Source organism: Halococcus saccharolyticus DSM 5350 (genome assembly GCF_000336915.1).
GTDB classification, from domain to species: Archaea; Halobacteriota; Halobacteria; order Halobacteriales; family Halococcaceae; genus Halococcus; species Halococcus saccharolyticus.
On record NZ_AOMD01000013.1, the window covers coordinates 14,271 to 40,909 of the forward strand.

31 protein-coding genes are annotated in these 26,639 nt (G+C 64.0%); 19 read left to right on the forward strand and 12 right to left on the reverse strand.

From position 1 onward, the window contains the following. Nucleotides 1–279: 279 nt before the first annotated feature. Entirely contained in the window at nt 280–636 is a 357-nt protein-coding gene (locus tag C449_RS04120) for a PqqD family protein (protein WP_006076692.1), read from the reverse strand. Nucleotides 637–641: 5 nt separating this feature from the next. Then, nucleotides 642–2,582 (reverse strand): OPT family oligopeptide transporter, encoded by a 1,941-nt coding sequence (locus C449_RS04125; protein ID WP_006076693.1) that lies wholly within the window; start codon nt 2,580–2,582, stop codon nt 642–644. A gap of 141 nt (nt 2,583–2,723) precedes the next feature. On the opposite strand from C449_RS04125, the gene C449_RS04130 reads away from it, so the two are divergent. After that, complete coding sequence (locus C449_RS04130; RefSeq protein WP_006076694.1) at nt 2,724–3,434, forward strand: helix-turn-helix domain-containing protein; 711 nt, start codon at nt 2,724–2,726, stop codon at nt 3,432–3,434. A gap of 153 nt (nt 3,435–3,587) precedes the next feature. On the opposite strand, the gene C449_RS04135 is transcribed toward C449_RS04130, so the two are convergent. Then, nucleotides 3,588–4,064: an acyltransferase gene (locus tag C449_RS04135; protein WP_006076695.1), complete on the reverse strand. Its 477-nt coding sequence runs from the start codon at nt 4,062–4,064 to the stop codon at nt 3,588–3,590. Nucleotides 4,065–4,096: 32 nt separating this feature from the next. Between C449_RS04135 and C449_RS04140 the strand changes: the two genes are divergently transcribed. Then, nucleotides 4,097–4,846, forward strand: coding sequence for a hypothetical protein (locus tag C449_RS04140; protein WP_006076696.1), 750 nt, complete (start codon nt 4,097–4,099; stop codon nt 4,844–4,846). A 215-nt stretch (nt 4,847–5,061) separates the two neighbouring features. On the opposite strand, the gene C449_RS04145 is transcribed toward C449_RS04140, so the two are convergent. Beyond that, nucleotides 5,062–6,357, reverse strand: a complete 1,296-nt coding sequence (locus C449_RS04145) for a TIGR00341 family protein (protein ID WP_049913881.1) — start codon at nt 6,355–6,357, stop codon at nt 5,062–5,064. A 371-nt stretch (nt 6,358–6,728) separates the two neighbouring features. Here C449_RS04145 and C449_RS04150 point away from each other — a divergent pair, with 371 nt between their 5' ends. Continuing rightward, on the forward strand, nt 6,729–7,286 hold the full coding sequence (locus C449_RS04150) for a sugar O-acetyltransferase (RefSeq protein WP_006076698.1): 558 nt from the start codon (nt 6,729–6,731) through the stop codon (nt 7,284–7,286). A gap of 42 nt (nt 7,287–7,328) precedes the next feature. On the opposite strand, the gene hmgB is transcribed toward C449_RS04150, so the two are convergent. From hmgB to C449_RS04170, 4 genes are all read right to left on the reverse strand, one after another. Continuing rightward, on the reverse strand, nt 7,329–8,663 hold the full coding sequence (gene hmgB / locus C449_RS04155) for a hydroxymethylglutaryl-CoA synthase (protein ID WP_006076699.1): 1,335 nt from the start codon (nt 8,661–8,663) through the stop codon (nt 7,329–7,331). Between the two features lie 93 nt (nt 8,664–8,756). Further along, nucleotides 8,757–9,533 carry a TrmB family transcriptional regulator gene (locus tag C449_RS04160; RefSeq protein WP_006076700.1) on the reverse strand — a complete coding sequence of 259 codons (777 nt, stop codon included), beginning with the start codon at nt 9,531–9,533 and terminating at the stop codon, nt 8,757–8,759. Next, complete coding sequence (locus C449_RS04165; RefSeq protein WP_006076701.1) at nt 9,530–11,977, reverse strand: efflux RND transporter permease subunit; 2,448 nt, start codon at nt 11,975–11,977, stop codon at nt 9,530–9,532. The genes C449_RS04160 and C449_RS04165 overlap by 4 nt, the downstream gene beginning before the upstream one ends. Before the next feature lie 10 nt (nt 11,978–11,987). Continuing rightward, entirely contained in the window at nt 11,988–15,023 is a 3,036-nt protein-coding gene (locus C449_RS04170; RefSeq protein WP_006076702.1) for a COG1361 S-layer family protein, read from the reverse strand. A 210-nt stretch (nt 15,024–15,233) separates the two neighbouring features. Here C449_RS04170 and C449_RS04175 point away from each other — a divergent pair, with 210 nt between their 5' ends. Both C449_RS04175 and C449_RS04180 read left to right on the forward strand, forming a co-directional pair. Further along, the gene (locus tag C449_RS04175) at nt 15,234–16,286 is read left to right on the forward strand and encodes a hypothetical protein (protein WP_006076703.1); all 1,053 of its coding nucleotides are present in this window, start codon (nt 15,234–15,236) and stop codon (nt 16,284–16,286) included. A 63-nt stretch (nt 16,287–16,349) separates the two neighbouring features. Further along, on the forward strand, nt 16,350–17,129 hold the full coding sequence (locus C449_RS04180; RefSeq protein WP_006076704.1) for an NAD-dependent epimerase/dehydratase family protein: 780 nt from the start codon (nt 16,350–16,352) through the stop codon (nt 17,127–17,129). Between the two features lie 104 nt (nt 17,130–17,233). Here C449_RS04180 and C449_RS04185 read toward each other — a convergent pair whose 3' ends face one another. Continuing rightward, on the reverse strand, nt 17,234–17,656 hold the full coding sequence (locus tag C449_RS04185) for a universal stress protein (protein WP_006076705.1): 423 nt from the start codon (nt 17,654–17,656) through the stop codon (nt 17,234–17,236). 155 nt (nt 17,657–17,811) lie between these two features. On the opposite strand from C449_RS04185, the gene C449_RS04190 reads away from it, so the two are divergent. After that, nucleotides 17,812–18,237 carry a helix-turn-helix domain-containing protein gene (locus C449_RS04190; protein ID WP_006076706.1) on the forward strand — a complete coding sequence of 142 codons (426 nt, stop codon included), beginning with the start codon at nt 17,812–17,814 and terminating at the stop codon, nt 18,235–18,237. A 179-nt stretch (nt 18,238–18,416) separates the two neighbouring features. After that, nucleotides 18,417–18,830 (forward strand): hypothetical protein, encoded by a 414-nt coding sequence (locus C449_RS04195; protein ID WP_006076707.1) that lies wholly within the window; start codon nt 18,417–18,419, stop codon nt 18,828–18,830. Between the two features lie 3 nt (nt 18,831–18,833). Here C449_RS04195 and gvpO read toward each other — a convergent pair whose 3' ends face one another. Next, entirely contained in the window at nt 18,834–19,343 is a 510-nt protein-coding gene (gene gvpO, locus C449_RS04200; RefSeq protein ID WP_006076708.1) for a gas vesicle protein GvpO, read from the reverse strand. Between the two features lie 125 nt (nt 19,344–19,468). After that, nucleotides 19,469–19,801, reverse strand: a complete 333-nt coding sequence (gene gvpA, locus C449_RS04205) for a gas vesicle protein GvpA (RefSeq protein WP_006076709.1) — start codon at nt 19,799–19,801, stop codon at nt 19,469–19,471. 155 nt (nt 19,802–19,956) lie between these two features. Between gvpA and C449_RS04210 the strand changes: the two genes are divergently transcribed. From C449_RS04210 to gvpM, 10 genes are read left to right on the forward strand one after another with little or no spacing between them, the layout of a single operon-like run. Then, nucleotides 19,957–20,586: a GvpL/GvpF family gas vesicle protein gene (locus tag C449_RS04210; protein ID WP_006076710.1), complete on the forward strand. Its 630-nt coding sequence runs from the start codon at nt 19,957–19,959 to the stop codon at nt 20,584–20,586. A 1-nt stretch (nt 20,587) separates the two neighbouring features. Next, entirely contained in the window at nt 20,588–20,839 is a 252-nt protein-coding gene (gene gvpG / locus C449_RS04215; RefSeq protein WP_005043852.1) for a gas vesicle protein GvpG, read from the forward strand. Beyond that, on the forward strand, nt 20,836–21,303 hold the full coding sequence (gene gvpH / locus C449_RS04220; RefSeq protein WP_006076711.1) for a gas vesicle protein GvpH: 468 nt from the start codon (nt 20,836–20,838) through the stop codon (nt 21,301–21,303). The genes gvpG and gvpH overlap by 4 nt, the downstream gene beginning before the upstream one ends. Further along, nucleotides 21,300–21,917, forward strand: a complete 618-nt coding sequence (locus C449_RS04225) for a hypothetical protein (RefSeq protein ID WP_006076712.1) — start codon at nt 21,300–21,302, stop codon at nt 21,915–21,917. The genes gvpH and C449_RS04225 overlap by 4 nt, the downstream gene beginning before the upstream one ends. Before the next feature lie 15 nt (nt 21,918–21,932). Beyond that, a complete protein-coding gene (locus tag C449_RS04230) occupies nt 21,933–22,421 on the forward strand; it encodes a hypothetical protein (protein ID WP_006076713.1) in 489 nt (162 codons plus the stop codon). Nucleotides 22,422–22,425: 4 nt separating this feature from the next. Next, nucleotides 22,426–23,394 carry a hypothetical protein gene (locus C449_RS04235; RefSeq protein WP_006076714.1) on the forward strand — a complete coding sequence of 323 codons (969 nt, stop codon included), beginning with the start codon at nt 22,426–22,428 and terminating at the stop codon, nt 23,392–23,394. Continuing rightward, nucleotides 23,387–23,875: a gas vesicle protein GvpJ gene (gene gvpJ, locus C449_RS18805; protein ID WP_006076715.1), complete on the forward strand. Its 489-nt coding sequence runs from the start codon at nt 23,387–23,389 to the stop codon at nt 23,873–23,875. The genes C449_RS04235 and gvpJ overlap by 8 nt, the downstream gene beginning before the upstream one ends. Then, nucleotides 23,862–24,185, forward strand: coding sequence for a gas vesicle protein K (locus C449_RS04245; RefSeq protein WP_006076716.1), 324 nt, complete (start codon nt 23,862–23,864; stop codon nt 24,183–24,185). Before gvpJ ends, C449_RS04245 begins: the two co-directional genes overlap by 14 nt. Beyond that, nucleotides 24,178–25,005: a gas vesicle protein GvpL gene (gene gvpL, locus C449_RS04250; RefSeq protein WP_006076717.1), complete on the forward strand. Its 828-nt coding sequence runs from the start codon at nt 24,178–24,180 to the stop codon at nt 25,003–25,005. Before C449_RS04245 ends, gvpL begins: the two co-directional genes overlap by 8 nt. Then, on the forward strand, nt 25,002–25,319 hold the full coding sequence (gvpM, locus tag C449_RS04255) for a gas vesicle protein GvpM (protein WP_006076718.1): 318 nt from the start codon (nt 25,002–25,004) through the stop codon (nt 25,317–25,319). The genes gvpL and gvpM overlap by 4 nt, the downstream gene beginning before the upstream one ends. Nucleotides 25,320–25,357: 38 nt before the next feature. Here gvpM and C449_RS04260 read toward each other — a convergent pair whose 3' ends face one another. Then, nucleotides 25,358–25,762: a hypothetical protein gene (locus C449_RS04260; protein ID WP_006076719.1), complete on the reverse strand. Its 405-nt coding sequence runs from the start codon at nt 25,760–25,762 to the stop codon at nt 25,358–25,360. 106 nt (nt 25,763–25,868) lie between these two features. Between C449_RS04260 and C449_RS04265 the strand changes: the two genes are divergently transcribed. Together C449_RS04265 and C449_RS04270 are read left to right on the forward strand one after the other, a co-directional pair. Beyond that, nucleotides 25,869–26,300: a hypothetical protein gene (locus C449_RS04265; protein ID WP_006076720.1), complete on the forward strand. Its 432-nt coding sequence runs from the start codon at nt 25,869–25,871 to the stop codon at nt 26,298–26,300. 44 nt (nt 26,301–26,344) lie between these two features. After that, entirely contained in the window at nt 26,345–26,602 is a 258-nt protein-coding gene (locus tag C449_RS04270; protein WP_006076721.1) for a hypothetical protein, read from the forward strand. The last annotated feature ends 37 nt before the right edge of the window (nt 26,603–26,639 follow it).

Below are 26,639 nucleotides of genomic sequence, written 5' to 3' on the forward strand. Positions count from 1 at the left end.
TAATGGCGGGTGCTTTCCTTGCTTTCTGGACATTCATATGGTTCGTCCTCGGAGATGGGTCGCTGGGAACTGTAAGTCTTGGAGTGATCGCGGCTCTCGGTTTTGGTGGTGTGCACTACATGCTGGATTCTCGTTAGCTGCAATCGACGTGCTCCGGCGCTCGCTCCCGCACCGCAGGGGACCCTCACGGCTCCGAGGGGGCCGGAGGATGGCAGGATGAGGATGAAAGAGCAGACTCCTTTTCATCTAGATCTCTGAATAACAAAACTGTATTGCCAACTACTGATTGTCGTCCGCGTACCGAATCAGATTGAGCTCGGCCAGCTGTGCCAGGAAGTACGACAGGGTATCACCGACGGGTTCGATGCGCTCTTCGGGGACGGTCGCGGCGAGTTCGTCGGCGAGCTCCGCCATCGTGGTGTCCCCGTCGCAGTGACACCAGACGACGCTGCCGACCGCATCGAGTTCGAGTTCGCGCTCGGTCGGCGTATCGAACAGGTCGAAGAGGAACTCGTCGAGCCGGTTCCGTGGTTGGCGCGGCCGCTGGATCGTCACTTTTCGACTGCCGTCGACGCGCTCGCAGTCCCAGTCCTCGGTCGTGCGGATCGGCGTCGCGGTCGAGGGACGCTCGGACACGGTGCTCAGTAGAGCTCCTCGACGTCGCCCGTGTCCTTCGCCCCGCGGAGCGTGCTCGCGGCGATGAACGCGAGCAGTCCGCCGATGGCGACGATCCCGAACCACAGCGAAAGCTGATCGCCGACACCCACGGGGAACGGGATCGTTCCACCACTGCCGACACCGAGGATACGGATCGCGCCCACGACGATCCCCATGATCGCCTCGCCGGCGATCAGGCCTGCGGCCACGATCCGGCCGTTGAGAGTGGCGCGCTCGGTCGCCTCCTCGTCACCCGTCCGTTCGACGTAGCGGGTGACGAGCGCCTTCAGCACGCCGCCGAGGAAGATCGGCGTCGCCAGGCTGATCGGGAGGTACATCCCGACCGCGAACGGCAGCACTGGAATATCCATCATGATGAGGACGATGCCGAAGGTCACGCCGATCAGCACCATCCCCCAGTTCGCGGTCCCGCCGAGGACGCTCTCGGCGATCAGCGCCATCAGCCCGGCCTGTGGTGCGGGCAGGGTCTGACTCCCGAGACCGTAGGCCTGGTTGAAGAACACGAGAATCGCGCCGGCGAACAGCGCCGACAGCCCGATCCCGATGAGCTGGGCGATCTGCTGTTTCCGTGGCGTCGCGCCGAGCAGATAGCCGGTTTTGAGGTCCTGTGAGGTGTCGCCAGCGACCGCGGCGGCGATGGCGACGACCGAGCCGGTGGTCAACACGATGACGGGGTCCGAGACGCCGGTCGAGCGCAGCACGACCGCGGCGACCAGGATCGTCGCGACGGTCATCCCCGAGACCGGGTTCGACGAGCTCCCGACGACGCCGACGAGATACGACGAGACGGCGACGAACAGGAACGCCGCGATCACCGCGATGGCTGCGCCGAGCAGCCCGACCTGGACCTGTGGCACAACGACGAGCAAGATTGCGACGATAGCTGCACCGACGACGACGATCGCCATCGGGAGGTCGCGGGCGGTGCGTTTGCGGTCCGTGTCGCCGTTGAGGCCCTCGCTGAACTCCGCGCCCGCGAGCCGGACGGCGTCGAGGATCGTCGAGCGCATCGACGCGATCGCATACAGTCCGCCGACGATCATCGCGCCCGCCCCGACGTAGCGGACGTAGCTGCTCCAGACCGCGTTCGCCTGCTCGAACAGCGTCCCGCCGGCCGCGTCCGGCGGCACCATCCCGCCGGTGACGAGCAGCGGGATCAGCATCATCCACGACACCAGCCCGCCGCCGAGGATGTACGCCGCGATCCGCGGCCCGATGATGTAGCCGACGCCGACGAGTGCGGGCGTGAAATCCCCGCCGAGTGCGAACCCCCGAGTGTTTGTGACCGCGAACGCGCCCTCGATCGTCGTCCGGATCACACCCCAGATGTCCGCGAGCGCCATGTAGACCGCGCCCACGATGAACCCCAGCGAGACGAACCGGACGCCGCGTCCGCCCTGCTCGCCCGCTTGGAGGACATCAGCGCAGGCGGTCCCCTCGGGGTAGGGAAGCTCCTGATGCTGGTCGACGATGAGGTAGCGCCGCATCGGGATCATGAACAGGACACCGAGAATCCCGCCGAGCAGCGAGACCGTTGCCGTCGTCACGATGTCGATCGACTCGCCGAGGAAGGCGACGCCGGCGAGCGAGAAGATCACTCCCGCAGTCAGCGACGAGCCCGCCGACGTCATCGTTTGGACGATGTTGTTCTCCAGGATCGTCCCCTGGATACCGATGCGCGAGAGGCCGTAAAACAGCCCCATACTGATGACCGCCGCCGGGATGGAGGCGCTGATCGTCAGCCCGGCGCGCAGTCCGAGATACGCGTTCGCCGCCATCAGGAGGACGTTGAGAACGAGCCCGAGTACGACCGCTTTCACCGTGAGTTCGGTCGTGCTGCTGTCGGCCGGAACGTACGGATCGACGTCTGTCGTCTCCGTCGATGTGCCACTCTCCGTTGCCATATAAAACTACGATCGACTATCTTCCGGGATCGGGAAAAGATTACGTAATCCCGCCGCTTGCGGGCGATTACCGTGTTCCAAAACAACGTTCAGCTACCACGGGTTCGATAGATTTTTTTAACTGAACAGACGGTGGACTGTATGACCGAGCCCGGACCGCGCCGCGAGCTCGCCGGAAAGATCGCGGGCGACGTGGTGTTGAGCGACGACCCCGGGGCGACGATCCGCAAGTGGCGGACGGATTTCGACGTCTCTCAGACCGCGCTTGCCGACCAGCTCGACGTCTCGGCGTCGGTGGTCTCCGACTACGAGAGCGGCCGGCGGCAGAGTCCGGGCATCAACATCGTCCGTCGGCTCATCGAGGCGCTGCTCGACATCGACGAGGCCCGCGGTGGCGAGCACCTCCGCCAGTACGCCCGCGTGCTCTCGGCGGGGTTCGAGGGCGACATCGTGCGCGATCTCCGGGAGTACCCCACCGCGGTCGGGCTCGATCGGTTCTACCGCACGATCGACGCGACCGAGGTGGTGGCGGGCACCCACGACACCGTCGCGGGCCACACCGTCATCGACTCGATCGAGGCGATCACCCGACTCTCCTCCGAGGAGTTCTACCGTCTCTACGGCCAGAGCACGAATCGCGCGCTGGTGTTCACCGGCGTCACGCGGGGCGAGTCGCCGCTGGTCGCGCTCCGGGTCGTGACTCCGACCCCGAACGCGGTCGTCCTCCACGGACTTGAGAGGGAGGACCTCTGGGAACACGCCCCCGCGCTCGCCCGTGCCGACGGGTTCTCGCTCGCGGTGTGTGACGGCGATCTCGACGGCATGCTCGATACGCTCGCGGAGTTTCCGTAGCTATCGGGAGAGCGGTGGAGGTCTTCGGTGTTCACACATCGCGGTTTGGCGATTTGTTGGCGTCGGCGTGCAATATCTACGTGCGTACTTTGTACTTATGAATCTGGCAGGTCTAATTTTCTGCCACATTCGGTGGGAGGGCAGGACTGTCAGTTAAACCCAATCCGAGAGATCGATAACCTGCTGAGTCGGTGGTGAGCCGATGACGAGTTTCCGCTCGCCAAGGTCCTCAGTAACGACCGCCCCTGCTGAAACTACGGTATCCCTACCGATTTCGACACCAGGGACAACAACCGCTCCAGCACCGACAAACGCTCCAGTGCGTAAAATCACACGAGCAAACACATCGTTGTGGAGCTCCATCCCCGATTCATCGAGATTATGTGTGACTCCGACGATGCTGCTGTTCGGACCAATCTGGACTTCATCCCCGATTTCAACGTTCTCGATGTAATTTCCTGCATTGATGACGACATCATCGCCAATCCGGCACTTTTTGACGGATGACCGTTCATAAATCTCGCAATCATCGCCGATCGTCGAATCGTGAACGGTAACGAACTCACGAACCATCGACTGACCGACGTTAGAGTCTATGATCTTCGCCGAATCGTCAATTTCATCACTCATACAACAGTCTCAATGTAACTGTACTTCAATCAATGCGTTTTCAAATCATTCAGATAGTCGCTCTTTTCGAGATAATGGTGTTTTTTGAGGGTAAGACCAAGGAAATACGATTGTGGATACGCTCTCTATCCAGCACGCCACTCCTGCCAGAAATTCGGAAGTTCGTACAAACCCTGCTGAATAGAGGGCGCGTATCTTGCATCAACCCTCTTGCTATTACTGACAGAGGGGGTTCGATAGCCAAAACAACAGAGATATTATCTGAAGGAGAGAACCGCCCGTCACTCGATATGACAAGTCGGTCATGGTACTTCCCCATCCTCTACGTGATAAGCTACCTCTACTACCTCATTGGAACGTTAGTCATCCCCTCGCTCCAGATGCCGGTGATATTGGTAACGAAAGTGCTTGCCGCCATCACCGGTTTCATCCTCTTGTTTTCCTTCCCACTGCTCGCTATCTTTCTGTATCGAGACGCGAAAGCGATAAAGACCGCTGATCGAGAGTGGGAACCAAAGCCAATTCACTACGGAATTCTCGGCCTCGCCCCGATTCTGGCGATGATTCCTGCCATCACCTTCTCGAACATCCCACAGGTCGCCACCACTGATTTCTATGCAGTAGCCGTTCCAGCGACGACCATGCCAGTGAACACGCAGGGCATCATAGCGTTTTGCCTCACGCTGGTTCCCTTGGCTGTCTGTATGTGGTATCTTTACCGACGCTGGCAACGAGTAGGACTTACGTCGGCTCTTGCACCCACCGTCGAGTTACAACCGTAAGGACCGCCGAACACCTACGAGAGCTTTAGCTCATGTCATATAAATTTGATAATCTCATGGTGAGAGATAGCGACAGAGACCGGATGCGAGATAGATCCTCTAAGTCTTGTACGGCGATTCTAACAGAACTTTGACAAATAAGATACGACTATGCGAGATACTGGAGAGCACTGCCTCATCGACCACGATTGCCAGGCTGTTCGCAGCAAATGAGTTTAATCGGAGACCTGCTCGTCAAGGAATACAATGCGAACGGTAAGGTTTTCGGCACCCGTTGCCTCGCTCAATCGGTCATCCAACTGCTGTGCGAGATCGGGTGGGACTGTCGCACCCTCCTCGACACCGACGAGAATCTCCATTTCGTAGTTCTCGTTCGTGACGTACCGCACAAAGTCGAATTCGGTGGTCGTCCCCTCGAAATTCAACCCTTCGTACCCCGGTTCATCGAGCATCGCCTGTGCTTCGTTCTGGAGTTCGAGGTCCACGTTACTGGTGAGGAACTCGCCGACGGTGACTGCGCCGAGGACGGCCGAGAGGAGTAGCATACCAGCGATGATGCCGCCCAGTCGTTTGAGAACGTTGCGGCGAATTGACTGTTGATCGTACGTAGGATCCTCGACAGGCCGATAGCCAGCGAGGTAGAACAGCACGAGGGCAGAGAGGTTGATGGCGAGCAGGTTGACCAAGACGAGTGTCCCGGCTGCGATGGCGACCGTTTCGTATCCCCAGGCAAGGCCGAGGCCCGCTGTCGCGGCGGGCGGGATGAGCGCAACGGCGATGGCGACACCGACGAGAGCAGATCCAGCGTTGCGCATCACGCTGATCGCACCGGCGATGCCAGAGCCGAGCGCGAGGAACAACGAGAGGAACGTTGGACTGGTTCGCTCGGCGACCTGCGGGATGGTTCGGATATCGAGTTCTGGCGGGAGCAAGAACGTATCCTTGAGCAGCCAGCCCATGACGGCACCGACGGCGACGGCCAGTGCCAACCCGAATATCTGGAACGCCACGCCTCGGGAGACCAGTCGTTCGTCACCAAGAACGGTCCCGACACTTGCAGTGATAGCTGGTCCCATGAGTGGTGCGACCACCATCGCTCCGATGATAGTTGCCGCTGAGTCTTGGAGGAGGCCTGCGGTGGCGATAATGGTACTCAGTACGAGGAAGGCTATATAGGTCGACCGGGCGGGCGCGAGATCCTCAGCCCGAGCGACCAGCTCCTCACGCGAGATACGGAGGCCATCGTAGCGCTTTTGCAGTTTCGTGAGACGTTCGGAGACGACGGTTTCGGTTGCCAAGACGATGGTGTAGGCGTCCTCACGGATACCTACGGTTTCGAGTTTCTCTAAGACTGGTTCGACACCACTCTCGGGGATAGGAAACGAGAGGAGCGCTTCGAAGTCGCCGCGTCCGGTCTCCTCCCAGACAGCGTAGTCAATGCCTTCCTCGTCAAGGGCAGTAAGCACCGACTCTCGAGTTCCGTTCGGTATCAGGACTTGAACAAGCCTCATGACCGACGTACTCTTCCCGAGAACTTATCTATTTCTTTAAATTTATAGGACGGAAGCTCCGGCTTCGATGGTTCCACGCGCTTAAGGCAGCCAAATCGGACGACTTCGATATCTAGATTGAGAGGGAGCCGACGGCCAGGTAGTGGGGCCGCCAAGTCGGCTCGTCATCCAAATGGGAACCACTTAATGCATGTTCATTGTTAGTTTTTTGCTGAATACACCCTCTCAATCTTGCACGTCGCTTCTGATGGCCGTCGGAGGATACACGAGATAGAGTACGGGTTCTATCGTACTCTCTGTAGCGATCCCGGCGACGGTCGTGGACAGTTCGCCCATCTATTTCCGTGATCGGTGGGAACGAACGACGATCGATGTCCACCGAGAAAGCGAAGATGCTGAACGGGGAACCCTACGACGCGAGCGACCCCGAACTCGTGGCCGAACGGGAACGCGCGCGAGAACTCACCAGGCAGTACAACGTGACCGACGAGACAGCCCACGAACGGCGAGACGAACTCCTCGACGAACTCCTCGGCTCGACGGACAAGAATTGCCACGTCGAACCACCTTTCCGGTGTGATTATGGCTACAACATCCACGTCGGCAAGAACTTCTACGCGAACGTCGACTGTGTGGTGCTCGACGTCTGCCGGGTCGAGATCGGCTGCAACTGCCTCATCGGGCCGGGCGTCCACATCTACACCGCGACCCACCCGATCGACGCGACCGAGCGAGCCGAGGGACTGGAGTCCGGCGAGTCGGTCACGATCGGTGACGACGCTTGGATCGGTGGGCGGGCAGTGATCGATCCCGGTGTCACGGTCGGCGACGGTGCGGTGGTCGGTTCCGGTGCGGTCGTCACCCAGGACGTTCCCGAAAACGTCGTGGTCAAAGGCAACCCGGCAGCAGTCGTGAAAGAGCTCGACTGAATCTACGGCAGTTCGACGGCCGGTCGGCGCGAGACGGGATCGCTATTCGACGTATCGGTAGGTCCGCTCGTTCATCGGCCCTTGGCCGTCGCGGACGAACTCGCCGCTTGGTGTCGTGAGCGCGTCGTACGTACTCTCTTTCGCGTGGTTGTGGACATCGTGGATCTCCTCGTATTCCTCGAAAGAGATGTCGCGCCGGTCGTCGAGCTGGTCTTCGATCGAGAGCGCGGCGAGCTCTGTCTCCCACTCTTCCTGGACGGTTTCGGTGTGGATCTCGGCCTGCGCGCCGCTGCCGTACGATCCCACCAGGAGGCGTTCGCCCGTGGCGTCGAGTCCGTCCTCACGGGCGCGTCGGAGCGCGCTCACGCGGGCGACGTGAACCGAGCCGGTGTACCAGTTGCCGACGTGGCGCGCGATGTCGAGCGTCGGCTCGATGGCGCGATCGTACCACTCACCGTACTGATCGGTCTCCTTGAGCGCGTCCATGTACTCGCGGACGGCGTCGCGATAGCCCGACTCGTCGTCGAACTCGTCGGGAAGGGGCTGTCGGCCGATCGCGGGTTCGAGGTCGTCCTCGATCGCGGTGCCGCGGGTCATGTGGCGGTAGCCGAGCAGCGCGGCCTTCCGGACCATCCCCGGGAACGGGGTGTGGAAGGGGACGTACCGGAAGTCCTCTGAATGGACCCGGCCCGCGACCGACTCGTAGTCCTCCAAAGCCTCGCGCATCCGCGCGAGGTAAACCTGCACCGAGCGCTTGCCGTCCACACTGGGGAACTGCTGGTTCGGCTTGAGGAAGTCGGTCTCGTCGGCGCTGCCGAACCCCTGCTCCTGACTGAGCGCCACGAGATCCGGGTTCTCGTCGATCAGCATCGCGATCGCGCCAGCTCCCTGGGTCGCCTCGCCGGCGTCGCCACGAGCGTAGAGCGCGGTGTCGGTGGCGATCACCAGCGCCGCCCGACCCCGATTCCGGCCGGCGCGGATCCAGTTGTACGCGTCGTCGAGGCTCTGGGTGCCCGAGATACAGGCAAACTTCCGCTCGCCCTTGTTTGCGTGGTGGAAATCTCCATCGAACACCTTTTCGAGACAGCCCGCGACGTACGTCGAGACGGGTTTGGAGTTGTCGAACGCGCTCTCCGTCGCGACGTCGATCCGGCCGATGTCTGCGGGTTCGAGTCCCTTGCGCTCCATCAATCGATGGGCGGCGTTCGCGCCCATCGTGACGATATCCTCGTGGACGTCGGGGAACGAACTCGCGTGGAGCCCGAGGCCTTTGGTGTACTTTCCGGGGTCTTCGTCCATCGCTGGCGCGAACGTCTCCGCGAGGTCGAGTCGGAGCTTGCCCGCGTGGATCTCTACGGCGTCGATACCGACGGTCATGTCCTCCGACTGTGAGGGGTGACTATATGGATTTGTCGACTCTGTTATCGACGACCGTCGATATCTCCAAGTGCTGAGAACGGCCGACGAGGATTATCGATCCGCACCGTCCTCGAGATGCATGTCGAGCCAGACATCGAGCATGCTCACGAGCACTGCGGCGAAGCCGGTTTCGGCGCTCCAGATCGCGGCCTCATGATCTTCGAGATCCCGACCACCGTGGACGCTGAGCAAGAGCGTATCCGCGTCCACGACGAGAACACGCCCGCTGCGCTGGTCCTCGGGGGCGTCGGGTGCTGCACGCACCACCACGTCCCCGGTGTCGGCGATTCGGTCGCGCACGGTTTGGTTCGCGCTCAGTACCGTCACGTCGACGCCGCGATCGGCTGCCGCGAGGAGAGCGTCGAGAACGCCGTTGTCGAGCATCGAGGGGGCACGGATGCCGTGCACCACGCGGTCGTCGGCCCCCGCGACGAGCTGTTTCACTCGATCGGCGATGGTGTCCCGACCGCGCACCGTCCAGATGTCTTCCTGGGTTTCGGCCTCGGCGGTGCGTTCGTTCCGGGCGGTCTCGATGTACTCGAACGCCCGCTCCTCCTCGCGTTCGAGGCGCTCCCTGAGCCGAGTGCGTGCCTCCTCGATCCCGACCGCGCGGTACTGGATCGGGTTCGACTGCTGGATGTCGATGAGACCGCGTTCGGCGAGGTCCTCGGCCGCCCCGTAGACCTGCGAGCGCGGCACCTCGGTGAGCTGGGCGACGTCGCGGACGGTTCCAGAGTCGACCCGCTGGAGTGCGATGAACACCTGAGCCTCGTAGCTCGACAGGCCGAGGCGTTGAAGCGCCGCAACCGCGTCGTCGTGGTCGGTCACGCGTATCGCCCCCAGACCACGATCACCGACGGCGTGACGAGGATCGACGCGATGTACGCGAAGAAGATGGTCAGCGCGAGCACGAGCCCGAACTGGCCGAGGATCGGTGTGATCGCCAGCGCGAGCACTCCAATACCAGTGGTGGTCGTGAGCATGCTCCCCGTGAGCGCGCCGCCAGTCCCCCTGACCGTCTCTTCGAGCGCGGGAAGGACCTCTTCGTCGTACTCGTGGTACTCGTCGGCGAAGCGGTGGACGAAGTGTGCGGAGTAGTCGATCCCGAGTCCGATCGCGATCGAGAGGATCGTCGCGGTCAGCGCGTTGAAGGGGATACCGAAGAGGCGCATCGATCCCGCGAGCAGCGCGACCGAGACCACGATCGGCGCGAGATTGACGAGCCCGAGCGACGGTCGGCCCTCGATGACGTAGTAGATGAGGATCAGGAAGATCGCCGTGACGACGAACGCTGCGATGAGGCTCTGGATCGCCGACGTGAGGATCGTCCCGGAGACTGCCTGGAGCACGATGGTCTGACCGGTCGCGGTCGCACTAAAGCGATACCGATCGGCGAGCGACCGCGCGTCGCTCGCGATCTCGTCCTGGGTGGCGCTCGATTCGGTCGAGTAGACTACCTGTGTGCTCCGGTAGTCCTCGGTGATGTACTGGAGCGCCTGGGCGCGGTACGGCGAGTCGAGCAGTTCGTCGTAGATCGTTTCGAGGTTGTCGTCGGGCACGCCGTCGTCGTCGACGTCGTTCCGGTCGACCAACTGTGCGAACTCGGGTGACTGCTCCGCGTACGTGTCGATCACACCGATGATGCTCTCGGCGTCGGCCTCGCGGTTGCTCGACACGATCGCGTCGGGTGGGTCCTCGTTGGCGCGCTGGATCGCTTCCAAACTGTAATCCTCGCGTAACGGCCCTTCGGCATACACCGTCACCGAACTCCCCTGGGTAGTGCTAAATCGCTCTTCGAGGAAGTTCGTCGTATCGGTCACCGTGTACTCGCCGGGGGCGAACGGTTCGGGCAGTCCCTCGACGTAGTCGGGGATCTCTTCCGGCGGGAGGAAGTCGTCCTGGGAGAAGGAGGTGTCGACGCCGGTGGCGTAGAAGCCCGAGGCCACCGAGATGAGCAGTGTCACGACCAACAGGGCGTAGGGCGCGCGCTTTGCGGCCCCGACACCGACCAGCAGCACGCGTCCCAGCACCGATCCCTCTGACCCGAGCGGCGAGAGGCCGAACTCCGGGATGCCGTACTTCGCTCGGAGCTGGTCGGCCCACACCTTCGCTGCCGGCAGGAAGATACCGAAGATCAGGAAGGTGAACACGATCCCGATCGCGGCGACCAGCCCGAACTGCCGGATCGGCTGGAGATCGCTGATCCCGTTCGCGGCGAAGCCCACCACAGTGGTGCCGGTGACGATGAAGAAGGCCACCAGCAACTGGTCGGTCGCGGTCCGCATCGACGGTTTGATGTCGATCCCCTGGACCCGTTCCTCGCGATACCGGTTGATGGCGTGGATGCCGAAGTCGATCCCGACCGCGAGCAACAACGGCGGCACCGCGATCAGCATCTGGGAGAACGGCAGCCCGGCGAGGCCGGTGAACCCGAACGTCCAGATGACTGCCATCACGAGCGAAAGTACGCCCAACAGCAGATCGATCGGGTCGCGGTAGGCGAACACCAAAAAGATCAGAATGAGAAGGGCGGCAGCGGGTACCACGATGATCAACGAGTCGAAGATGATGTTGGTGAACTCGTCGGCGACGAGCCCGCTGCCGAACACCCGGATGTCACTATCGACGCTCCCGACGACCTCCTGGGAGCGCGTCTGAATCGGCGTCAGCGGACTCTCGCCGCCTGTGCCTGCTGCCGACGACGAGACGCCGCCGAGAACGTCGTGCTGGACGGTCCCGATCGTCGCCGAAGCCGACGCCGACTCCCGATTGAAGTCGTTGCTCACGAGGCCGGTAAATCCGGGGCCTTCGGCGGCAGTTTGAATCGCGTCCTCGATCTCTCCAGTGGTCGCGCCCTCGATCGCGTCGATCTGTGCGCTCGGTGTCGTCGCGGTCGGGTCGATGGTCTGGGCGACGACGCTCGCTGCGCTCGATGACCCGACGACTCGTAACTCCTCGTGCTCGGTGAGGCGCTGCTGGGCTTCGAGCATCGCCAGTAGTTCGTCTTTGGCGAGCACGTTCGATCCCGATTGGATGAGCTGTGTGCTGCCGTTGCTCTCCTCGAACGACGCCGAGAACTCCTGATCGATCTGATCGAGTGCGGTCTGTGCGGGGCTGTCCTCGGTGAACTGGCTGGTACCGGCGTCAGTCGAGATGTTGGCGAGCCCGGCCCCGAAGACGACCGTGAGGAGCACGAACGCGATGATCACCGTGCGCGGCCGCTCGGTGATCCACTCGTCGACCCGGTCGATGTAGCGCTGGTAGTCCACCATCAGTCCCGGCTCACCGTCGTGACCAGACCCAGCCGACCCCGATCACGACGAGCAGCGCAACGAGGCCGATCGTCAGCCCGAGCGACGAGAAGAGCCCGCCACCCTCCGATGCGGTGGTCTCGACCGGCACCTCGTAGGTCTGTGAGAGCTTGGACTCGCCGTCCGCCGTGTCGTACTGGAAGTCGACCGACAGCGGGTACTGACCCTCGCTCGCGTCGCCGCCCGCGCTCACGTCGAAGGCGATCTGTTTCGTCTCACCCGGGCCGAGTCGCGAGATGTACGCCTCGTCGCTGCTGATCGACAGCGGGGCGTCGACGAACGCCTTGGCGTTGACGTTGCGGACCACGCTATCGCGGTTGTTGGTCACGTTGAGCGTCATCGTCTCCGAGGAGCCCGCACCGACGCTCGCGTTCGCGGGCTCGATCGTGAACTCGTCGCGCTGTGGCTCGATCGGGACCTGTGTGTCGAGCGTCCCGCTCCGGCGTGGATCGCCGTTCTGGTTGTCGTACTCCACGACAAAGGAGAACTGGCGTTGGCCCGCCTCGGCGCTGTCAGTCACCTCGACCGGGAACGAGACGTTCGCCGTCTCGCCCGCCGGCAGATTGCCGACCGCGAACTCGGTCTCTTGCGGATTGATGTTCTCGCCCTGCGTGACGAGCTGTACGACCGCGTTCTGCACGTCCTGTGGTCCCTCGTTCGTGATCTGTGCGGTGACGTTGCCCTCGTCACCGACTCGGAGCGTGCTCGCGGCGTTGTCGAGATCGAACGCCTGTTCGGGCTGTGGCGTGACGCCGATCGTGAACGGCCCACCGCGGGCCGTATCGCCATCACCGTCGCTGTAGGACACCGACGCCTGGAACGGGTAGCTCTGTACGTCGGTCGTGTTGCTCGCGGTGGCGTTGAACGTGATCGTCCGCTGTGCGCCCGCCGGCCAGTCGCCGACGAACTGGGTCGCGTTCGCGGTTCTGCCGAAGGTGATGTCGCCGGTGAGCGACTGGAGCGAGACGGTCGCCTCCGAGGCGTTCGCGCCCGTGTTTTCGAGCGTCACCGAGATCGGTCCCTCGTCGCCGACCTGTACATTTGAGGTCGTCTCGACCACGCTGAAGTCATCGACGGACTCGCCGGGCGTGACGCCGAACGCCAGCGGACCGGCTTGTCCTTGATCACCGTCACTATCGTCGTACGAGATCGAGGTCTGGAGCGGATAGGTCGCGCCGGTCGCACCTTCGGCGGCGCGCACGTCGTACTCGAAGGTCCGGGTGTCGCCCGCGTCCCAGTCCTCGACGAACCGGGTGGCGTTCGCCGATTGGCCGAACAGGATGCCGCCCGAAAGCGACTGGGTCGAAACCGTGGCGTCGGTGACGTTCCCGCCGGTGTTGGTGAGTGTGACCGAGAGCGTTCCTTCCTCACCTGCTTCCACCGCGGGTTCGACCGATTCGATCGCGAAATCGTCGCGCTCCTCGTCGATCTCGACTCGTGCGTTGAGAGTTGAACTCTGCATCGGGTTCCCGTCATCGTCGTAGTACTGCACCGTGAGCGGGAGCTGGCGCAGTCCCGGTTCGGCCTCACTGTCGACGATTACTGGGAGTTCGAACCCTTCTGACTCGTCGGGGTCGAGGGTCCCGAGCACGACCTGGGTCTGTCGGGGGATCACGTCGCGGCTGGCGTTCGGACCGACCGTGAGCACCGCGTCGGTCGCGGTCTCGGGTCCCTCGTTCGTGATCGTGCCCGTGATCGTGCCGCTGTCGCCGACCGAGAGATCACCGTCGACGCTGCCAAGCGAGAACGACTGCTCGCCCCCGGGCGTGACGCCAAACGTCAGCGGCGCGGACTGGGCCGCGTTGCCGTCGTCGTCCTCGTAGGAGACCGTCGCCCGCACCGGGTACTCCGCGGTATCGGCCGACGGCGTGGCCTGCATCGTCACCTCGATGGTTCTGGTCTCGCCCTCGTCCCACTCGCCGACGTACCGGCTCGTGGTCGGCGACTGGCCGAACAGGAGATCGCCGCTCGGCGACTGGAAGTCGACGACCGCATCGGTCGCGTCCTCGCCGGTGTTCTCGATGGTGACCGCGACGGTGCCGCTGCCGCCGACCGCCACGCTGTCGTCGACGCCGGTGACGTTGAACTCGGCGTCCGGCGAGGCGGTCTGTGCGCCGTTACCGCCGGCTTGTGCTCCGCCAGCCTGTGTGCCGCCCGCCTGTGCACCTGCGCCAGCCTGCGATCCACCGGTCTGTGCGCCTGTTCCAGCCTGTCCACCGGCCCCGGACGGTGCTGCACCACTCGGTGCTCCTCCAGTCTGTGCACCGCCGGCTTGTGCGCCACCCGCCTGTGCGCTACCGGCCTGTCCGCCGCTGGAACGTTCCGCACCCGCTTGGGCTGCGCTCCCTCCTTGGCTGCCGGCTGTCGACGCCGTTTGGGCGGACGTGCTGTCCGCTCCGGCGGCCGCCTGTCCGGTGGGCTGGCTCTGGGCTCCTCCTGCCTCAGGTGACTGCGATTCCGACTGCCCGGACGGCTGAGTGGCTGCGCCATTGCCTCCCGACTGCCCGTCAGTCGTTGTCGTCGAGGTTTCACCGCCGGTCGTCGACGACTCGCTCTCAGAATCCTCCGTTTGGCGTGTCGAATCCGACGACTCCGTCTCGGTCGGTGTCGTCGTGGTTGTTTCCGTCGTTGTTTCGGACTGTGTCGTGGATTCCGTAGTCGTCTCGGTTGGTGTCGTCGTGGTTGCAGTCTCCGTGGTCGTCGATTCCTCCTCCGTCGTTGTGGTTTCGGAGGCCGTCGTGGTTTCGCTCGTTCCGTTGGAGCTGTTGTCACTCTCGCTTCGTGGCTCCGACGAGTTGTTCGTCGCCGAATTCATGATGGCCTCCATGTCGACCGACCCGTTGTCCTCGGTCGGATGTTCGGTGACCGACGACTCCTCGGTCGTCGCGTTGGTCCCGTTGGCCGAGGCGTTCGCGTCGTTGCCGACGACACCGGCAACGCTCCCTTGGATCACGAGCAATCCGATGAGGAGGGTGAATACTGTCGAACGATTCATCGGTGTCTCCATTGCTGGTCGCACGGAGACGCGGTGTTTACTGGCATCTGTGGTCTGGTGAGGTCGAAATCGCGTATCGGCTGATCTCTACGGAAAGCTTGTACTACTTTGCTACTAACAGGGCGGAGTGATAACGACTTCGGTGTCGGAACGGAGCTCTCGACCGCATCGCTGCCGTTCGAGGGGGTGTACGCTTTTCCCGTCGCGCGATCGATGCGGTGTATGGCGCTGTACGACCGTCTCGGCGACCTCGACGTGACGATCGACGACTGGGACTTCGATCGACGAGTGCGCGACACGTCGAGCGGGTTCGAACGGGTGACGACGGTGCTCTCACTCCACGGCGACGGCGAGGTCGGCCGCGGCGAGGACGTCACCTACGAGACCGACGAACAGGACGCGCTGATCGATACGGCTCCCGATCTCGTACCGACTGGGACGATGCCCCACCGCGAGTTCGCCGCGCGGGTTGGCGAGACCGACCTCTTCTTCGGCCGCGACCTCGACCGCGACGCGTTCCGCGACTACCGCCGCTGGGGGTTCGAGAGCGCGGCACTCGATCTCGCGCTCCGACAGGCCGACACGGACCTCGCCACCGCGCTCGATCGGACGTACGATCCAGTTGAATTCGTCGCGAGCACCCGCCTCGGCGATCCCCCGACGTTCGACCGGATCGACGATTTCCTCGATCACAATCCGGAACTCGAGTTCAAACTCGACCCGGTTTCGGGATGGTCCGCGGATCTGATCGATCGCCTCGCCGACACCGGCCGGGTTCGCGTGCTCGATCTGAAGGGACAGTACCGTGGAACGGAGGTCGATCAGTCGGCTGACCCTGTCCTCTACGAACGGGTGATCGAGGGGTTCCCCGAGGCGACGATCGAGGACCCCGCGCTCACCGAGGACACCCGTCCGCTGTTCGAGGGCCATGAGGATCGTGTCTCGTGGGACGCCCCGATCCACGGCGTCGAGAGCGTTGAATCCCTCCCCTGGGAGCCGAGCGTACTCAACATCAAGCCCTCGCGGTTTGGCTCGGTCGCATCGCTACTCGACACCATCGAGCACTGTCGCGAACACGGGATCACGTGCTACGGCGGCGGTCAGTTCGAACTCGACGTCGGTCGCGAGCATCTCCACGCGCTCGCGTCCTTGTTCTACCCCGACGGCTCCAACGACGTCGCGCCGCGGGCGTACAACGATCCCGATCTCGCGGACGAACTGCCGACGAGCCCGCTCGCCCCGCCGGCCGAACCGTCGGGACTCGGGTGGCGCTGACCGCTATCCGGCCGCAGCGACAGCCGGCCGAACGGTTATGGCCGGCCCGTTCACACGGCGCGCATGGTGAACATCGCGGTGACCGGCGCGGCCGGCAACGTCGGCCGGACGATCACTGATGCGTTCGACGACCACGACGTGACGCCACTGACGTACGAGGACGAGGACGACATCGACGGGATCGTCTGTGACGTCACCGATCGCGAGGCGTTCGTCGACGCCCTTGCGGGCCAAGACGTGCTGATTCACCTCGCGGGCAACCCCTCACCGTACGCCGACTGGGACGCCCTCAGCGAACCGAACATCGAAGGGGCCTACAACGCCTACGAGGCGGCGCTCGCGAACGATCTCGATCGCGTGGTCTACGCCAGCTCGAACCACGCGGTCAACATGGACGACGTTGACGAGCCCGACGAACCCGAGACGATGACCGCTGACGCACCGACGGTCCATCCCGACTCCCCGCCACGGCCGGATTCGTACTACGGGGTCACGAAAGTCGCTGCCGAGGCGCTCGGCAACTACTACGCCGACCGCCACGGGATCGAAGTCGTCAACGTCCGAATCGGCTGGCTCATGACTCCAGACGAACTCGCCGACACCCAGACCGATCCCGACGGTTCGCCACCCGAAGATGCCGCCCGGTTCGCCCGCGCGATGTGGCTCAGCCCACACGACTGCCGGGACGTTCTTCACCGAGCGGCCACAACCGATCTCCCCGAAACGCCCCTCACCGTCCACGCTGTCTCGCGGAACGACGATCGGTATCTCTCGCTGACCCACACCCAGCGGGTGCTCGGCTATCAGCCACGCGACAACGCGACCGAGGCGCTGGATCGCTGACCAACGGTCGTTCGCCACTCCGGCCGCGACTCGGCCAGGTTGCGGTTCGGCCGGGTCGCAGTTCAGGCCGATCGCGGCTCGGCCCCGAGTTACGATTCAGCCACTCAGCCGATGATCGTGACCGGAATCGAGACGCTGCGCGCGACGGTTTCGGCGACGCTCCCGAGGAGGAGCCGTTTCGGTCCCGAGCGGCCGTGACTCCCGATGGCGACGTGATCGACGTCGTGTTCGGCGACGTACTCGGCGATCGTCTCACCCGGTGTGCCGTCCGCGGTGGTCGTCGATACCGTCGCCCCGTGCTCTTCGGCCAGTGCTGTCGCTTCTGCACGCACCTCTTCGCTCTCCTCACGGGCTTCCTCGTACCACCGCTTGCCGAGACCGCTGCCAGTGGAGTTGTAGCCCCATTCCGCCGGGTTCAGGACGTGAATCGCCGTGATCGCTGCCTCGGGGTACTCGGTGAGCGTGTACTCCAGTGCGCGTCGCGACCGTTCCGATCCGTCGAACGGCACCAACATCTCCTTTGCCATGTTGTGGCGTATGAGAGGGAAACGCAAGAAGGTGCTGCCGCGGTCGAAGAACACTCATTTGCATAGGCATCTCGGCCCGCACGACTGTCGAGACGCCGTCCGCAGCCAACGACAAAAGTATATAGAGTTATGTCCGCGTCGGTCGACGCCACCGCATGAACAAACTCGACGGGGTTGACGCCGAGGCGCTGCGTCGCACCCTCGACGAGGTCACGGACGCCAAGGCGGCGAAGCGGCTGATGGTGGCGCTGGCGTACAAGAACGACACCCGCGTCGACACGCTGGCCGAGTGGTATGGAATCCCACGCTCGACGCTGTACTCGTGGCTCGACCGGTTCGAGACCCGCCCGATCGACGAAGCGATCCGGGACGAACACCGACCCGGACGACCCCCGAAGCTCGCCGCCGGTCAGCGTGCAGACCTCGAACGAACCCTCCGGCGCGCACCAGGTGCGTTCGGGTTCGAGGAGTCGTCCTGGACACCCGATCTCCTGCGTCGATACGTCGAGCAGCGATTCGGGGTAGCGTACTCGCTCGGCCACTCGCGACGACTGCTCCGTGAGATCAGGGGTGAAGCCTGATTCCGTCGATCGCAGCGTGGTGAGTCGCGCTGATGGGTCGCTCGACTGTTCGTTGTCCTCTCGTGACCACTGTCCAACTACTTCGATAGCACGACTGAGACGGTTTCGTTGCGGGGTCTGCCGTAGTGGCGTACTATGTCGCCGCCGGGTTTATGCGCTGTCGCTGTGCACGAACTACTATGAGTGATCGAGAGGCAAGCAGCGAGGCGCTCGGGCGACAGGCCGGCGCAGCGATCGGACAGCATTTCGGCGGTCTCGCGGGACGGGCCGTCGGCGAACTGCTCGCGACCGGACTCGCCGGTGTCGGTGTAGCGACCGGCTCCACCGGTGGCGCTGCGGCCGACACGACGACCGACGATCGCGACGACACCACCCAGGGTGATGTGGACGAGGAAGGAAGCGAGACGACCGAAGAGCGCAACGAGGGCGATGAGAGCGACGCGGAGTCTGGACGACCATCCTCGCGTGAGGACCTCGATGCGATGTCCTATCGGGAGCTCCAGCAGCTCGCGAAGGAGGTCGACGTGACCGCGAATCTCGCGCGCGAAGAGATGGAAAACCGACTCGTCGAAACGCTGGATCTCGACGAGTAAGCGCTATTCGAGCGTTTCGTCGTTGGTGTCTCCACGTCGGTACCGTCGGAGCCGGCGGTATCCTCTCACGTTGCCGTCGGCGTCGAGGTCGATCTCGTACCGCCCGAGGATGTCTTGGGTGTCCGGGATCGAGTTCCGTTCGATCACCTCGACTGTGGAGTACCAGCCGTCGTCGTCGGCCCGGACTTCGGTGATCCCGTCGAGCGGGCGGCCGATCAGGTCCGCGGCCACATCTCGGACCTGGTTGCGGATGTCGATAATGCCGAGCCCGTTCCCGCTCGTTCCATCGTCGCTCGATCCGGCGTCCGTGTCGTTTCCGCTCTCGTCACTGCTATCTGCACCGTCGTCCGTGACGCTGTTGAGCCGCTCGTCGATCGCATCGAGGGCTCCGGTGCGGTCCTCGCCGTCGGTTTCGGCATCGCGGATCTCCTGGAGTGTCTCCGGGTCGTCGATCTCGTCGAGCTGGGCTTCGAGTTCGTCGATGGTGTGATCGCTGGGGTCGAGGTCGGCCATTGCTGTATGTGTCTCAGGGGTCGGTAATCAATCCCCGGCCCAGCACCGGCCGGCAGGACGGATCTCGATCCGGAGTGGTGCGGGAGGGATGACGGTCAGTTGGGAAGGCTGGCGGTCGGCGAGCGTTACTGCTCGGCCTCTTGTTCTTGCTCTTCGCCCGTCTCCTCGATCCGGACTTCGGGTTCGTCGGGTTCGGGCTGGACCATCGGGGACGTGCCGAGCTCGAGGTCTTTCAGGTCCTCGAGCTCGCCGGACTGGCTCGCCATTTCGAGCTTTGATATCTCCTTGCTGTAGTGGAGGAAGGTGTCCACCGACGCGACGACCACCCGTGCCTCGACGGTCAGGATCTCGATCCCGACGACCGACACCCGTGCCCAGATGTCGATGACGATCCCCTTATCGAGGATGCGGTCGACTACTTCTGCGAGGCTCGCCGTACTCGGTCGTTCACTTGCCATGCCTCGACCCTTTGCCGGCTCCCCTTATGGGTGTTGGGGCTGCACCTGCCGTTGTCCCTCGGTTCTAGCCGCGAACTGCCTTCCAGCGCAGGCACCCATCTTTTAACGACTGGCGAACCAACCCTTTTGTACGGACGAACGCGTCCAGGTACGCCATGGCGAGCACACACCTCTACACGTACGGGATCACCGACGACGAAGTCGAGTTCGAGACCGAAGGCGTCGGCGACGCGACCCGCGTGTACGCGGTCGAGCACGGTAGCCTCGCGGCGATCGTGAGCGACAGCGAGACGATGGAACCCGACCGAAGCGACGAGAACCTCCGAGCGCACGACGACGTGCTCCAGGAGCTCCTGTACCGCGACGGTGGCCGGACCGTGGTCCCGATGCAGTTCGGGATGGTGTTCAAGAACGCCCGCGCACTGAAAGGCGTCCTGCGCGGCGGTCGACGGGCGTTCCGGAAGGCGCTGAACGATGTCGAAGGCCGGGTCGAGCTGGGACTCAAGATCCTCGCCGACGAGGGCGCGACGGTCGACCGTGAAGCGATCGCCGCATCGGTCGAGGAACGGCTCGGTCCGGTGAACGACGGTGAGGCCGATAACGGGCTGTTCAGCGACCGACTCGTACTCAATCGGTCGTACCTCGTCGAGCGGGACGACCGGGCGGCGTTCGACGAGGCCGTCGACGAGATCATCGACGAGTACGGCGAGGAGTTCACCGTGCAGTACACCGGCCCGTGGGCACCGTACAGCTTCGTCGACATCGAGATCGGGGCTAAACGGTGAGATGTTCGTCGTCGACGACCTCCTCGTGCGGCCGTTCGTCTCGCTGCTCAACGTGGTCCACGCGATGGCGATCGAAGAGCTGTACGATACCGAGGCGATCCGCGACGACATCAAGGAGAACCGACTGCTGTTCGAGATCGGCGAGCGCTCCCGTGAGGAGTACGAGGAGCGCCGAACCCGACTCGAACGACAGCTCGATGTGGCCGAACAGGCACGCGAGAACCTCCAAGGGAAAGTCGAGATCAAACGATGAGTGAGAAATCCATCGGCGGACTGATCCGAACAGCACTCCGCGACGCGCTCGAAGCGGCCGCCGACGCGGACGAGGACGGGCGCGCGCGGAGAACCGGCAGCGTCACCGACGGCAAGCGGCGTGCGGAGTACGGGATCACGGTCGGGACCATCAGGCCCGGCGAAGTCCCGAGCACCACCGAGGAATCCCGGACGGCCGCCCTCGAAACGACCGACACCGAGTACGCCACCAGCGTCCGACGCGCCGAGGACGGTCTCGTGGTCACAGCCGACCTGCCGGAGATCGATCCGGAGGGTCTCGCCGCCGGCGTCACCGACGACTCGCGGACGCTCCTGATCGCCGACGACGACCGACTGCTCACCAGAGTCGACCTGCCCGAGGGCGAGTTCGCCGTCGACGGCGCGTCGTACAACAACGCGGTGCTCGAAGTGTATCTCCGCCCAACCGAGGACACGAAACAATGACAGACGACTCCGACGCCACGGCCGGTCGATCGACGGACGAACGCACCGACGTCTCGGCCGATAGGATACCGACGGAGCCGCCGATCGTGCTGCCCGACGGCGGGGAGGAAGAATCCGAAAGCGGGGGAACCGAGGGGGACGAGGAAAGCGAAAACGGGGACACTCCGGAAAAAAGCGCACAGGGCGAACGCGACGCCGACGGGGAGGGGACGAGTCTGCTGTATCTCGACCTGAGCGGGCTGTTCGTCGACCTGCTCGGGGTCGAGATCGAACTGAACCGGGTCGAACTCGACCTCTCGGCCGTTCCGGGTCCGGGGAACCTCCTCGGAAACCTGCTGTCGCAGGTCGTGGGGCTCCTTGACGACGTCGCGGGAGCGATCGGCGACCTCGTTCCCGAAGGTGGGCTCAGCCCCGGCAACCTGCTGCCGGAGATCGAGATTCCATCGACGTCCGACGTGCTCTTCGGTGCGGTCAACGTCGTCCTCGATGCACTCCTCGACGCGCTCGGCGACGACGAAACAGCCGCAGACGACGATGATGGAACCGACGGCGACGAGAACGGAGAAGCGGACGACGAACGCGAGGCGAACGAAGACGACACCGAGGACGACTGACAGCCACGATCACCCATGAGCCAACGAGACGAAACCGCGGAAAAGATCTCGGAACTGAAAGCACAGCTCGGCTCCGACGGGGGCATGAGCGGGCTCCTCGACAGCGGTACCGACGACACTGCCGAGAGCGACACCGCTGAAGACGAATCGGACGCCCCGGATACCACGACGTCGGGCAGTGCCGATCTCCCCGAAATCGGCGAATCGGTCGGCCGAACGCTCGGTGGGCTGATCGGTCGTCGACTGGGCGAGGCGATCGGTCGGGAGTTCGAACTCGACGAACGGATGGTCACGATGGCGATGAGCTATCTCGACACGATGGAGGACGGAGAGGGGATCGAGCGTCTCGTCGGGAGTTCGGCCGACGAGACCGACGAGGAAACCGAAGCGGACACCGATTCCTCGGAGCTGTCCGACGACTTCGACGAACTGTCGACCCAGGAGCTCCAGTCGCTGGCCGATCAGCTGATGGACGAACTCGAAGCACGCTCGGAGGACGGATGAGGCCGTGAGCGATCAGTCGACTGCCGACAGCGAGGCGTCCGAGGGCGTCGAGGAGACGCTCGACGAGCTGTCCGAGACAGTCGAAAAAACGGACGAAGGCGACAGCAAGGGTAAGGACGCGGGAGACGAAATCGCCAATATCGACGCCTTGATCGATCGGGCGATGGACGACATCGAGGCGCTACTCACCGCTCACGAAAGCGACGATCCTTTCGAGGAGGTCCGCGAGGACCTTGACGATCTCATCGCGGTCATCGAGGAGATCGAGGAGCTCCTCGAAACGATCGATCTCACCGATCTCCCCGAGGCCGTCGATGTCTCGGAGTTGCCGGCCGCAATCGAGGCGGGCGAGGTTCCCAATGCGATCGCCGAGGGCGATCCCGGCGAGGCTGTCAAGTATCGCAAGCTCCTCCAGATCGTCGAACTCGGCGAACTCTGGAACGCAGTCGATGTCCGTGAGTTCTGGCGGAACAAACGCGAACTCGACGATGCCGCCGCCGACGTGACCGATAGCGGGGACGACGAGAACGGTCCGATCGAGAAGCTCCGTTCCCTCGGTGGTGACGATAGGGACGACAGCGATACCGACGCCGGTGGTGAGAGTAGCGAAAGCGTGGCCGGCACCGAAGGCGGTATGGAACGTGACGACATCGAAGTGCCGTCCGAGACGATCCAGCAGCGGGTCCAATCGAAGCTCAGCGACGCCGTCGGGGAGTTCAGAGAGAGCTTGCTCGACAGCAGAGAACGGATCGAAGCGCTCAAAGAGGAAAACGAGGCCCGAACCGGGGACGTCGAACAGCCCGACTCGCGGAACCCGACGGCTTATTCCTCGATCCCGAGTACACGAACCGACATGAGTGGCACGACGGCGTTTTCGACGGTGCCCGAGGAGACCCGGTACTCGTCGGCCCCGAACCGGCCGCGGCTCTACGGATCGCGCCTCGACCGGGCGGCGGAGGAGCACGATGAGTGAGCGTGGCGGTCCGACACGGCGAAGCGACAGTCTCGCGGACGTCGTCGAGATGTTGCTCGACAAGGGCGTCGTGATCAACGCCGACATCGCGGTTTCGGTCGGTGATACCGAACTCCTCGGCGTCCAGCTCCGAGCGGCACTCGCCTCCTTCGAGACCGCCGCGGAATATGGACTAGAGTTCCCCGACGGAACGGACATGCGCCGGGTCGAGGCGGCCTCGGACCGGACGCCGGTCGAGGAACTCGACGACGAGCGTGACGAGCCGGTAATCAACGAGAGCGGGTCGTGGCTCTCCGAACCGCCGATCACGAGCGACGAGAGCGAATCCGACGACCACGCGAAGCCACCCTCACAGCCCGGCGTCGGTGCGAGACCGCGGGTCGGCGAACGCTCCGATGTCGAGACCGACGAGAACGAGGACGGCGACGATGGCGATGACGAACCGGACGAAACCGGCGAGGGCAGCGATGACGAAGATTGATCTCGACGGCGACGACGCCGCCGACGGGCTGATGACGCTGGTGCTCGCTGTCATCGAGATCCTCGTCGACGCGCTCGAACGCGAAGCGATCCGCCGGATGGAGTCTGGCGAGCTGACCGACGAGGAGGTCGAACGCCTCGGCACACAGCTCGCGGCGGTCGAAGAAGAGATCGACCGACTCGAAGCCGAGGCGGAGGTATCCGAACCGGTCGACGACCTCCGCGGCGAACTCGACGAGCTCGTCACCGATCTCGTCCATCGGGCGCACGAGTCCGACCGGGCCGAGCAGGGCGTGATTCGGGATGAGTGAGTCGGCGAACGAGTTCGAGACCGGACGGTATCTCTACTGTGTCGTGACCGTCGACGACGAGACGACTACCGGCGAGGAACTCGCACGGACGGGTGTCGACGACGAACCAGTGTATCTCGTCGTCGAGGACGATCTCGGTGCGGTGGTCCACGCCTGCGACGCACTCTACGACGCTGCCGACCCCGACGTGGTCCGAAAGTGGCTCCTCGATCACCAGGCAACGATCGATGCGGCGGGCGAGCGCTTCGGGACGCCGTTGCCGTTCCAGTTCGACACTATACTGACCGGCGACGACGACCGCGTGCGCGAGTGGCTCACCGAGGAATCGGCAACGCTCACGCCCCATCTCGATGCGCTCGCGGACCACTGGGAGTACCGAGTCGAAGTCAGTCGAGACGACGCGGTTCTCGACGAGGACCTCACGGCCGACGACGATCGTCTCGCAGAGCTCGCCGATCGGATCGAGTCGGCGGGCGAGGGGACTGCCCATCTCCTCGAAACTCAGTACGAACAGCGCCTCGACGAACTCCGTCACGAGCGCCAGGCCGAGCGAACGCGGGAACTGGCCGAACGACTCGAACCGCACGCCAGCGAGGTTCGAGAACTCTCACCCGAGCGTTCGACGACGCTCGACGACGATACGAACGATGACGATGCTGGGGGGGCGACTACCCAGGCACGTGCCTCGGTGCTGGCTCACGAGTCAGACGAGGAGGTGATCGGTGACGTGCTCGACGAGGTGGCGGCCGAGTCAGGTGTCGAGGTGCGCTTCACTGGGCCGTGGCCACCGTACACGTTCGCCCCGACGTTCGACGAATGAAGCCATCGAAACCAGAGAACGGCGCGGTGGTCGACCTCGTGGACGCGATCCTCCGTGACGGGGTCGTGCTCCAGGCCGACGTCATCATCTCGGTCGCCGACGTCCCGCTGATCGGGTTGAAACTCCGCGCCGCACTCGCGGGGATGGATACGATGACCGAGTACGGCATCTTCGAGGAGTGGGACGTGACGCACCGTCGTCGGGCGCGCGACGACACACGACAGTCCTCGTTCGCCGCATCCGAGCGCACCCCGATCGACGCCGAGCAGGCGAACACGGACAGCCAGGACACGAACGCGGAAACCGACGAATAACGGAGATACACGGTCGATACCGTCGCCGAACGACCGCTCTATTCGCTCGTCTCGTTCGGGGCCTGGCCGGTTTCGAGTCCCTCGTCTGCGGGGACTGTCGGCGTGTTCTCGAACGGTGTCCCGGTCTCCTCGGGTGGTTTCTGGCCAGTTCCGAGCGCCTCGTCGTCCGGCGCGCTGGGGGCGTCTCCGCTGGTCGTGGTGGCGGCGCTCTCTCCAGTGCTCGCGCCGCCGGCGCTTTCGCCAGCAGTATCGGTTGTGTCGTCGCTGCCGGTGGCGTCGCTGCCATCGCCGTTTTCGCCACCGCCGGCGTCACCGCTTTCGCCGCTGCCGCCGTCGGTGTCACTGCTTTCGTTGCTACTCCCGCTACCGAGCTGTGAACAGCCGGCGAGCAACACGAACCCAGTCGCGCTCCCTACGCCGACGAGATACTGCCGTCGATCCATTATCACACCGATCGGATCATGCAACGAAAACGTTCGGATATGCCGGCCGGGACGGCTCCGTCACCCGGCGTATCGTTTAGGGGCGTCGACCGACAACCCTGCTCTGATGTCCGCGAGCGCCTACCGCGACGTCCGCTCGATCGCGGTCCACGTCGAGGACGTGGTGGCCGCGATCGAGGCGAACCGGAGCGACGGTCCCCGGACGGTGCTCCGGGTGACGCCGCCGTTCGACGGCCGAATGCGGGCCCGACTCCACGTCGAACACGCCGGCGAGTACGCCGAGCGCGACGATCCGGACCCGATCCACGTTGCACCCTCGCGGCTCGTCGCGGACCCGCCCGCTCGCCCGACGCCGGACGGGACCGCCGACCGTCTCCGCGCCGATCCCGACGCGACGTACACCGTCGAGACTCATCACGAGCGCCACGCGGCGGCGATGACGGCGTGGCGCGAGGCGCTCGCCGGATCGATCGTCGACTCGATCACGCTCGATGGGCTGGATGGTCCTCACGGCGTCGACGTGGTCGTCCTCGGCTGAGTCATCTCGTCCGGTTTATCCGATGGCCGAGGCTATCGTGCGCCATGAGCGACGACACGCCGTCGATCCTGAGTCACGAAGAGGAAGCGATCGCTGCCGCGCTCGCCGAAGGGACCGATCCCGTCACCATCGCCGACGACCTCGACAGCTCGGTCGCGGCGGTCGAAGCGTCGATCGACCGCATCCGCGAGAAGACCGAGCGGGCGTTCGCCACTCTCGAAGCCAGCCCGTTTGCCGCCGACCTCGCGCACGACCTCGACCCCGAGCGTCGCGCCGCACTCCGAACCGCGCTCGGTGAGTGAACAGTCTCTATCCCGCCCAAAACTCGCTGTCCGTGAA